The organism is Dapis brunnea BLCC-M229 (genome assembly GCF_050015995.1).
Lineage (GTDB): Bacteria > Cyanobacteriota > Cyanobacteriia > Cyanobacteriales > Microcoleaceae > Trichodesmium.
On sequence record NZ_JBNHEP010000177.1, the window covers coordinates 38,812 to 49,047 of the forward strand.

Consider the following 10,236-nt stretch of genomic DNA (forward strand, 5'->3'; position numbering starts at 1 on the left):
CTCTTGGTCGATTATTGTACCTGCGGGTTTTATTTATAGTGGTAACGCTCGCCACTTAGGGAGGCCAAAAGGGGTTACTTCGTTCCCTGATAACCCGATCACGTTGACTTTAGGCTCCTAGTTTAGGCCGACCTCAATTAGATACGCGCGCCAACTCCAGTTAATTGATTCCAATTATGTGAGGTATACCGTTTTGGTTCAAGGGTATCAATGTCTTTCCCTTGTCTATCATAACGACCCATCATATACTAGATTCTCTTTGCGATAACCATTGTCAACAACCCTTGCACAGAGTTGGGATAACATTACCCTTACTCCGCTTTTAGGCCATGCACGCTCGTGACTGACATTGCGATTTGTCCGAATCCTGGGACTAGGTCCTCACGCGGTATCCGCGCGGGAAGGAATTTAACCTCCATGATTATCAGAGTTACCCTTTCACAGGGCTGGCTGAACGTAAACTAAGGAGTTTTACTTAGGCCAAACGAATCGCACACCGGATTTGATATCCGCCCTTGTTTGCTGAAAATGCTAACTTTTTAAACTTGAGCGACCGAAAAGCTTGCACCTTTTTCGACTCCAAAAATGCTAAAACCTTTATCTGTAAATGCTTTGAGATTTAATCAGCAGAGCAATAAACAGGATTGCTATATTTGTGGTAGTATGACCTGCAGTGTCATCTGCTTTCAAAAAAATGGACACATAGAGTTCTGAGTTATAAATTAGGGGTCAGAAATGAGTGAACCTATATCTGTATATAAAATAAAGACAGCTATCACAAAGAGAGTTATCATAACAAAAACAATGTTAGCCCTCCTAGCACTTTGTGTTGCCAACATTGCAATCTCCTTTTCAGGAATTTTTGTTCGGCTTAGTGAAAATGAAATTGGACCAAGTGCAACTGTCTTCAGTCGTTTCTGGATTGTTGCAATTGTTATCGGACTTGTAACTCCATTCCAAAGTAAGCAAGAGACCGGAGAACTAAGTAACATATCTGAGTCTCCTCCAAAACGTTTGTTCCTGGTTGGGGTGGGTGTTTCTTATGCACTATCACAGATTTGCTGGGCTTGGTCTTTTTCTCATACTACTGTTACAATCTCGACTTTGCTCTATAACTTAGCACCTCTATTTGTGTGTTTAGGAAGTTGGCTGTGGTTAGGTCAAAGCTATAACAGGCAATTTATTGCCGGACTATTTGTGGCAACTTTTGGTTGTTTTGTGATTGGATGGAGCGATCTTCAGAGTGCTACATTACAGTGGCAAGGTGATGCTGCAGCAGTGATGGGTGGTATTTTTTATGCGTTATATATTTTGCTGGTCAAACAGTTACGTCCAACAGTAAGTGCAACTACTATACTTCTGAGTGTTTCTGTGCTGGGAAGTATAGTCTGCTTACCGTTTGTTTTGATCGGTCAGGAGCATCTATTTCCGATTTCTTTGCAAGGATGGTTATTTGTGATTGGTTTGGCTCTAATTTGTCAAGGTTTGGGACAGGGATTAATAGCCTATTCTCTTGAGCATCTATCTAGTGGACTGGTTTCATTATCTCATTTATCAGAACCAGTATTAACAGGTTTATTAGCATGGCTAATTTTTTTAGAACATCTAACTTGGTATACAGGAAGTGCTTTTATCTTGATTATGATAGGCTTATATCTAGCCGTTTCCAGCTCTTCTTCACAAGGTTAGTACGATCGAGCGGTCTCAATGATTTGACAAACTTTGTCGTGTATGCTTACATACTGGAGTAACTTCTACACTCTGAATGATTATGAAGATTAAAACACTTTATTCTAAACTTCATTGTGCAATTTGCACAGAATCAAGACTTGATTACATGGGTAGTGTAACAATCGATGAAGACTGGATGGATGAGGCAGGACTTCAAAGTGACCAAGCTGTAGATGTCTTAAATCTTGACAATGGATCGCGTCTAACCACATATGCTATTTCAGGTAAACGGGGTTTAGGTGAAATTTGTCTCAATGGAGCTGCTGCCCATCATTTTGAACCCGGACACAAAGTCATTATAATTGCTTACTGCGATCTCACCCTTGATGAAAAAAAAGATTTTAAACCCAAAGTTCTTTTATTTAATGACTATCCCCCCTTTGAAATTGATGTTGAAAACAAGAAACTTCAATGGCTTAATGAACTACCTACCTATTCTTTACTAACAGAAGAAACACCATCAAAAACTTATGAGAGTTTAGTTGAAAAATCCCCTCAAAAATATGAAAGGCAAAAATTACTCGCCAATCATTGGAGACTAGGATGCAAACTTCTTTGGAATCAGGAAGAATTACTAGCTGGCTTATCAGCATTTATGCGAGAAAATCACATAGAAAGTGTAGTGGATGTTTCTGGAGGCAATGGTTTTCCTGCTATTGAACTGCGCCGCCAAGGCTGGAATATTGCTTATAATGACTACAATGCTTTTATGAAGGAGCAAGTAGAAGCCCAGATTAAAGAAAATGATGACTTTGTAGCCTCAATGTCCTGTACTCAAGTATCTTGGGAACACTTAGATAGTGTTATTGTTCCTGATTCCTACGATATGGTCATGTGTAGAGGTAATTCATTACCATATGCTGTATCTTGGTCTGTTAATCAAATCTGCGATCCTGAAAAAGCTAAAGTCGTTATTCAGAAGGCTTTAGCTCAGTTTTTTAAAGTTTTACGTCCCGGTGGAGTTCTTCTTGTTGATAAAAGTTCGTTTGAATCGGCTGGAATTTACGTGATTCAAAAAGAAGGTGTCGTCGATAGCAAGGAATGTCACATTCATTGGGTATTTGTAAACGATATACAGTCAGGACTTCGACGATGGGATCAATACAATACAGTTGAAAAAGAAACAACCTGTTTAACAGTTTACAGCTTACTCATTACAGAAAAAATGCTAGTAGACTGGCTGACAACAGCCGGTTTTATTTCAATTTGTCCAACTTCCATTCAAGGAGAAAATATTTATACGGTATTGACAGCGCGTAAACCCCTTGGGATTCTTCCGGACTAATTTATATAACCCATATTCCGCACGTCAATTTGTAGCATTAAAAGTAGTATAAAAATTGGGGATTTGGTAAGTATTTATACTAGACTTCTTGCAGAAGTCAGGGAATAGGGAATAGGGAATAGGTATGGAGGGAGATGAAATTGTTAATTTTAGATCTTGAATTTATTTAATTAAAACTTTTGCAAGAGGTCTACTGTATAGATCCTATTAATTGACCTTTCTGTTGAGTCAAATTCTCAGTCAAATATTAAGGCATAAATACTCGATAGAGCCAGATAATTAGCTAGAATCATTCCTTACTGACTACTGTAGGGGCGAATGGCCATTCACCCCTACGACTACTGACTACTGGCGCTTAATACTATATTTTGAAGTGCGGATGAACGCAAAGACGTAGACGTAATAGTTGTTAGTTGCAATAAAGTCCATACTTCAAAAACCTGTGGCAACTGTAGCTACGTTCACAGAAAGATTATTTAAGTGCCCCAAATGTCAAACTGTGATTTCAAGAGATATAAATGGCGCACGAAATATTATGATTCGTGGTTTGCAGGCAACTGCCTTCACTGTCAAAGGTAATGCTATACTATGCTCTAGTTAGTCGATCTAACTGATTTGAGGAGGTTAAATGTTGCACCAATGACAGAAGAGCCATCAATATCTGCTTTAGCAGAGGCTTTATTAACAAAGTATGATTTTGACCTTGGTGGTGAAACTTCCGAGCAACTTATTGCTCGTTGGCAGAACAACTATCAAGTGGAGTGGCTTTCTTTAGCAGTTATTGAAGCATTATATCTTGGACGTTACAAGGCTATCTCTGTCCAGCAGATATTGACATTATGGGAACGTCGTGGTCAGCCTATTTATCATTTCAACTCTGAATTTCAAAATATTATCACTAGAAATGTTCTCACAAATTTGACAACTCAGATAGATACTCAATCTTTACAAACAAAAACAAACCCTACCTTTTTAGAAGAGAAACCACCAGAGCATTCTAAATTTGTTTCCCCACCCTCAAACCTCTTTGAAGCAAACTCAAAAAATAAAGATCAAAATTTGGTGCAGCAGCAAGTCCCAGTACAACCAGCTCACTACAAGATAAAACACACTGATTTTTATACTAAACTCAAAGCAGTTATCAAAAATAGTCAAGCTTGGCGATCGCGTTCCAGCAAATTAGAAGGAGAAAAACAAACAAAGTCCTCATTTTCTGAGGAGTAGGGAAGTAGAAAGTTGGGGAGTTGAAAGTCGGCAGTAGAAACTCGGCAGTAGAAACTCAGCAGTAGAAACTCGGGAGCAAGATGCTCCCACTAACAAACCATTTACTAACTTTTGACTCGGCGAATTTCTGAGCAAAAAGAAGCCAAAGTAAAACCTAATGGTTTCTTAACCACACTGGTGCGTAATCGCAAATTAGGTATTAAATACCAGAAACGTTCCTCCGCGTACAAACCTTCCGACTCCGTAATCAAGGTTAGAACATCATCACTCCCCATAATATAACGACCACTGATTTTTGGGTTGTTACTATTTCCTCTGTCTTGCAATAATTTACCTTGGTTAGGGTCGTCAGAATTAGGAATAAGTATCAGCATTGTTGAACCTGCATCTTTGACTTGTTCTTTGTTAGTTGTACCATTCCAGCTAATCTTCACCCCTATTAACTCAGTTGCACTGGAGTCAACCTGATTTTTTTCGCACAACTTGATTAATGTAGGGTCAGTTTTTGCCAATATTTCAACATTCACTTCTGATTTACCCGCTTGCAGTTCCCCTGAAACCAAATTGTGAATTGTGCGTTGGGAAAACCATTGACCAGCACTCAGCTTAAAAAATTCGATAATGTCCATTAACTTGCTAATCTTATTAATTCTGAATCAATACTATATTTTGCACTGATTGGGATTTTGAGTCAAATTTTGATTGTAGCATTTTAGAGAGTAGGGAGTAGGGTTCGACAGATATTCTCGCTCTTTGCAAACGAATCCTTAAAAACATTCTTAGTTATAACTGAAGTCTTGAAGAAGTATCGCATTATTTTTGGATTTTTGGGAATTGGTATTAAATTAATTTTGCCTAGATATTTATCTGAAATACATTAATGTTTGTTACCAAAGATTAGACATCTCCAAAAAATAATAGGCTTCTGGCTTTTAGAGGCAACAGCTTCAGAAGGCAACAAGCAACAGGAATATAGATTTTTAGGAAAAAGGTATAAAAAAAAAATTTTTTCTGGGAAATTGTCAAGATTCAGCTAGTTTTATGCAATGCTTTAAGTCCCGTTATTTATTTAAGACAAGCTAGAGTTGTAAAATTCACTCTCCGAAATCATTTTTCGTATCTTTTTCGTGAAAATATATTCCCTGTTCCCAGTTAAGTGTTCCCTGTTCCCTACTAGTGGCAAAAAATCTATATCTTTTTCACGCCTATGTCTAATAACTGATAACTGAAATGGAATCAAGTTCGTTTGACTACAATATATTGTTAATTAATATGGTATATTAACTATAGCCTTTATATCCAAATAACCAAGAACTGTATAGCTAATCAAATTGCAAACTACTATAAATTGGACTAAAAAGCAACAATTGTAGCGATCGCTATTTCCAAAAACATTAAATTGTGGTAAATAATAAGGTTAAGTTATCATACTAAATTTATTAGGATATACACTGAATCTGGTATAATTTAAGGGTACTAAACTATGCTCATAGAGATATTAACCCTGTTTGCGGGTGCAGGACTAGAACAAGTAACCAGTGTCACATGGCATTCGGTAAGTAAATGGGCAGCAAAGAAGGCTGATGAAAAGAATCAGGTAATACAGAAAGCATTAGTAACTTCATATTGTAAAGCTTTGCAAGTAATTCGTAAAGAGTCTCAACAACTACCCCAGTGGAAACAAGAGAAAGCTGCAATTGAAGCTAGATTAACAGAAATGGAGAAAGATGCACTGATTATATTAGATTTAGTGCAGACACAGAAACACAGAATGACTCATATACCTCAAGGAGGAGAAGAACAAGCGATCTCAAAAACAGTAATGTCTAGACTGCAAAGCAAAGATAAATGGCTGAAACACGCTCCCAAAGAATTATATTATTTAGTTGAAACTAGATTAGTATCAATTACAGTCCATCAATTTCGCCACGAACTGAGAACAGAAAGCACAGTATTTCAAGCCTTAGTCCACGATATGTTAGCTACAGCAGGAGAAGATGTCCGCCGTTTGGTTGATGTCACGAATAGCATAGAGAAAAGAGTAGATCAATTCGTGGGAGACTACCGTCAAGATATTGACAGAATTATTGTAGGTATTGGAGGAGCTAACTCCCACTTAGAAGAGTTAATATCACTATTAAGCAAACAGATGAAGCAATGTCAAGCGATACCTGCTGACTTTGCTGCCCTCATAGCGGATAAAACAGAAGGATTTTTGGGACGAGGTTTTGTCTTTGACGCTATTGAAGATTTTATCCAAAATCAATCTAAAGGATATTTTATCATCGAAGCAGATCCAGGAGTAGGCAAAAGTACGATTATTGCTGAATATGTACGCCGTAAAGGTTGTATTGCCTATTTTAATCTATTATCAGAAGGTAGAACTAGGGCTGAAGATTTTCTTAAGAGTGTGTGTACCCAGTTAATTGAAAGGTATAATTTGCCTTATGAACTACCATTACATCCAGATAATACCAGCAATGGGAACTTTCTGTCAAAACTACTGAACGAAATTAGTACCCAACTAACCCCTGGAGAAAAACTTATAATAGCAGTGGATGCTTTGGATGAAGTGGATTTAAGTAGTCAGAGTGGAGCCGCTAATGTCCTATATTTACCAGCAAACTTACCCAATAGAGTATATTTTCTGCTTACTAAGAGATCGGACCCACTACCATTAGTAGTGTCGGCACCACAGAAAATTTTTGATTTAATGATATATCCTAATGAAAGTTTGGAAGATGTTAAACTATTTATTCGCCTAAGAACAAGGCGATCTGCAGTTCAAGCATGGATTGAAGCTAGAGGATTAACTTTAGAAAAGTTTGTCGAATCTATAGCTAGCAAGAGCGAAAATAATTTCATGTATTTAAAATATGTACTTGATGATATTGAGCAAGGTAACTATAGAGATATCAGCTTAGAAAGTTTACCCCAAGGTTTAGAGAAATATTATGACCAACATTGGCATCGAATGAAAATGAATGTTAAACCATTGCCAGTTACTAAGCTAAAAATCATCTATTTCTTAACAAAAACTCGTAAACCTGTATCCTGTGGAATGTTAGCTAAATTTAGTGGAGAAATATCCTTGACAGTTCAAGAAATTCTGGATGAATGGGCACAATTTCTGAGAATTTATCAAACAGAAGGCAAGCCAGTGTACAGCATATATCATGCTGCATTTCAAGATTTTCTCTACCGTAAAGATATTGTTCAGGAAGTAGAATCATTAATTGAAATTGAAAGTATGGAAAAACAAATCAAAAATAATCTGTTAGGAATGGTTTATAAAAATGCTTAGTATTGAGGAGTCAGGAGTCAGGAATCAGGAGTTAGGAATCAGGAGTTAGAAGAAAGAAGGGATTTGAATTATTGAAGATGCCATTTCTTAGTTAATAACTTATCTGATACCAATTTCATTCTAACACTTACAACCGAAGACTTAAAGGAAATTAAAATGGGTGAATTTAGAGAAAATTTAGCTCAACTACCCCTAGAAGATCAACGTTATCTTTTAGAAACTTTACCTGGTTTTCTAGTCAGTGAATCTGATACAGAACAACTGCATCGCTTACTTACAGATTTTGATTTTCTCGAATCAAGATTATATTTATTCGGAATAGAATATCTACTAAATGATTATGAGGAAGCTATGCACTCCGATGTCTCGATATCAAGTGAAAAACTCAAAACCTTAAAATTAATTCAAGGAGCAATTGAACTATCATCTCATATCTTAGTTGAAGATAAAACGCAACTAGCAGGACAACTTTGGGGACGACTGCTATCTTTTGAAATCCCGGAAATTCAGAAAATGCTACAACAGGCAAAATCCTGGAAACTCACCCCCTGGTTAAGACCAATTGCGCCTAGTTTAACACCACCTGGAGGTAGACTTTTACGAACTTTTATCGGTCATAGTGGTTGGGTAAATGCAGTAGTTGTGACTCCTGGAGGAATGATAATTTCTGGTTCTTCGGACAATACTCTCAAAGTCTGGAATCCAGAAACAGGTAAAGAAATTAGTACCGTTACTGGTCATACGGCGCGAATTAGAGCGATCGCTTTACTGGGTGATGAATGGGTAATTTCTGGTTCTGATGACTTCACCATCAAAGTCTGGAACCTTGAAACAACAGAAGAATTTGTTACCCTCACAGGTCATACAAGAGCAGTAAGAGCAGTTGCAGCACTGCCAGATGGCAGACTGATTTCCGGTTCCTCAGACAATACTATTAAAGTCTGGAATCTTGAAACACAAACGCCAGAAATTACCCTCACAGGTCATCAAGGTTGGGTAAATGCACTAGCAGTATTGTCTGAGACCGAAATTATTTCAGGTTCATCCGATAACACTCTCAAAATTTGGGATCTCGAAACAGCAGAGGAATTATTTACACTTACAGGTCATACAGGTGGTGTGAGAACTATAACTACACTTCCTGAAAGACAAATAGTTTCCGGTTCATCCGACAACACAGTTAAAGTTTGGAATCTTGATAGCAAAAAAGCAATTTTTACATTCAAAGGTCATTCCAAAGGAATAAATGCAGTAGCAGTAACTCCAGATAATAAACGCATGATTTCCGCAGCTTCCGATAATACTCTCAAAGTATGGAATCTCCAAACTGGAGAAGAGTTATTTCCTCTCAAAGGTCATACTGACTCAGTATACGCAGTTGCGGTTTTGCCAGATGGACGCTTAATCTCTGGTTCCGATGATTTTACCCTTAAAGTTTGGAGTCTTGATACCTCAGAAGAACTTTCTCCCCTGATTGGACATACTAATAGAGTGAATGCAGCAATAGTTTTGCCAGAGCAACAAGTAGTCTCTTCTGCTTGGGATCATACAATCAAAGTTTGGAATTTGAATACAAGAAAATCAATTTATACTCTTAAAGGTCACACCGATCGGGTGAATTCTGTAGCTGCATTACCAAATAAACGAATTATTTCAGCTTCAGACGATCATACTCTCAAAATTTGGAGTCTGGAAACAGCAGAAGAGTTGTTGACTATAGAAGGTGACAATAGATGTATTTTTGCTGTGGCAGTTACACCAGATGGGAAAGTGGCGATCGCCTGTTTGTCTGACCAAACTCTCAAAGTCTGGAATTTAGATACATTAAAGGAAATTTTTACCCTGAGAGGTCATACTGACTGGGTAAGTACAGTTACAGTCACACCAGATGGCAAGCAAGTAATTTCTGGTTCTTTTGACAAAACTATTAAGGTTTGGAGTTTAGAAACAGGAGAAGAAATTGCTACATTAGTTGGTCATACTGGGTGGGTAAAGGCGTTAGCAGTAACACCAGATGGCAAGCGAGTGATTTCGGGTTCTTTTGACAAAACTATTAAAGTTTGGAGTTTAGAAACAGAACAAGAATTATTCAGTTTAAGTGGTCATACTGACTGGGTAAGTTCTATTGCAGTTACACCAGATGGCAGTCTAGTAATTTCTGCATCTGATGATAATACTCTCAAGGTTTGGGACTTAGAAATGCGAGAGGTAATTGCGGATTTTACTGGGGAGAGTTCCTTGGAATGTTGCGCTGTAGCAGCAGATGGAGTACAAATTATTGTTGGAGAAGCTTCTGGAAGAGTACACTTTTTAACATTAGAAAGTTAAAACAGCACTCAGGGTTTCCCTGAGTGAAGAATCCTGCGTTGTCGCCTAAGTGCAACCTCGGAATCGGGAATTATGTCAAACTTAATTAACTATGGCTTCTTTGACGGTTAAACTGTCAGTTGTCATTATTTTTTTCTTTGCGTCAATTTTGAGGATTTCTTCGGTTGTCTTGCTGGAATTGCTGATGGTATCAATGAACTTTTATATAGAACCCCTGAAGGTATCTTCATAAATTTAGCAAGCAGACAGGAGACAAGAGACAGGAGGCAGGAGACAGGAGGCAGGAGACAGGAGGCAGGAGACAGGAGGCAGGAGACAGGAGACAGGAGACAGGAGACAGGAGACAGGAGACAGGAGACAGGAG

7 protein-coding genes are annotated in these 10,236 nt (G+C 37.9%); 6 read left to right on the plus strand and 1 reads right to left on the minus strand.

Translation table 11 applies throughout. The annotated features are described in order from the left end of the window. Positions 1-735 precede the first annotated feature (735 nt). The 4 genes from ACP6PM_RS20215 to ACP6PM_RS20230 all read left to right on the plus strand — a co-directional run bounded on the left by ACP6PM_RS20215 (position 736) and on the right by ACP6PM_RS20230 (position 4,240). Positions 736-1,689, plus strand: coding sequence for a DMT family transporter (locus ACP6PM_RS20215; RefSeq protein WP_426587768.1), 954 nt, complete (start codon positions 736-738; stop codon positions 1,687-1,689). A gap of 82 nt (positions 1,690-1,771) precedes the next feature. Continuing rightward, positions 1,772-3,016, plus strand: a complete 1,245-nt coding sequence (gene panD / locus ACP6PM_RS20220) for an aspartate 1-decarboxylase (RefSeq protein ID WP_426587770.1) — start codon at positions 1,772-1,774, stop codon at positions 3,014-3,016. Between the two features lie 406 nt (positions 3,017-3,422). Continuing rightward, complete coding sequence (locus ACP6PM_RS20225) at positions 3,423-3,617, plus strand: zinc ribbon domain-containing protein (RefSeq protein WP_426587772.1); 195 nt, start codon at positions 3,423-3,425, stop codon at positions 3,615-3,617. Between the two features lie 38 nt (positions 3,618-3,655). Beyond that, positions 3,656-4,240, plus strand: a complete 585-nt coding sequence (locus ACP6PM_RS20230) for a hypothetical protein (protein WP_426587773.1) — start codon at positions 3,656-3,658, stop codon at positions 4,238-4,240. A 104-nt stretch (positions 4,241-4,344) separates the two neighbouring features. On the opposite strand, the gene ACP6PM_RS20235 is transcribed toward ACP6PM_RS20230, so the two are convergent. Then, positions 4,345-4,869, minus strand: a complete 525-nt coding sequence (locus ACP6PM_RS20235) for a phycobiliprotein lyase (protein ID WP_426587775.1) — start codon at positions 4,867-4,869, stop codon at positions 4,345-4,347. Positions 4,870-5,723: 854 nt separating this feature from the next. On the opposite strand from ACP6PM_RS20235, the gene ACP6PM_RS20240 reads away from it, so the two are divergent. Continuing rightward, a complete protein-coding gene (locus ACP6PM_RS20240) occupies positions 5,724-7,544 on the plus strand; it encodes a P-loop domain-containing protein (RefSeq protein WP_426587777.1) in 1,821 nt (606 codons plus the stop codon). 156 nt (positions 7,545-7,700) lie between these two features. Beyond that, a complete protein-coding gene (locus ACP6PM_RS20245) occupies positions 7,701-9,872 on the plus strand; it encodes a hypothetical protein (RefSeq protein WP_426587779.1) in 2,172 nt (723 codons plus the stop codon). The last annotated feature ends 364 nt before the right edge of the window (positions 9,873-10,236 follow it).

What these genes read in the sequence shown, in the direction of transcription:
- ACP6PM_RS20215 (WP_426587768.1), top strand. Translation starts at nt 736, where the DNA reads ATGAGTGAACCTATATCTGTATATAAAATAAAGACAGCTATCACAAAG.
- panD (WP_426587770.1), top strand. Translation starts at nt 1,772, where the DNA reads ATGAAGATTAAAACACTTTATTCTAAACTTCATTGTGCAATTTGCACA.
- ACP6PM_RS20230 (WP_426587773.1), top strand. Translation starts at nt 3,656, where the DNA reads ATGACAGAAGAGCCATCAATATCTGCTTTAGCAGAGGCTTTATTAACA.
- ACP6PM_RS20235 (WP_426587775.1), bottom strand. Translation starts at nt 4,869, where the DNA reads ATGGACATTATCGAATTTTTTAAGCTGAGTGCTGGTCAATGGTTTTCC.
- ACP6PM_RS20240 (WP_426587777.1), top strand. Translation starts at nt 5,724, where the DNA reads ATGCTCATAGAGATATTAACCCTGTTTGCGGGTGCAGGACTAGAACAA.
- ACP6PM_RS20245 (WP_426587779.1), top strand. Translation starts at nt 7,701, where the DNA reads ATGGGTGAATTTAGAGAAAATTTAGCTCAACTACCCCTAGAAGATCAA.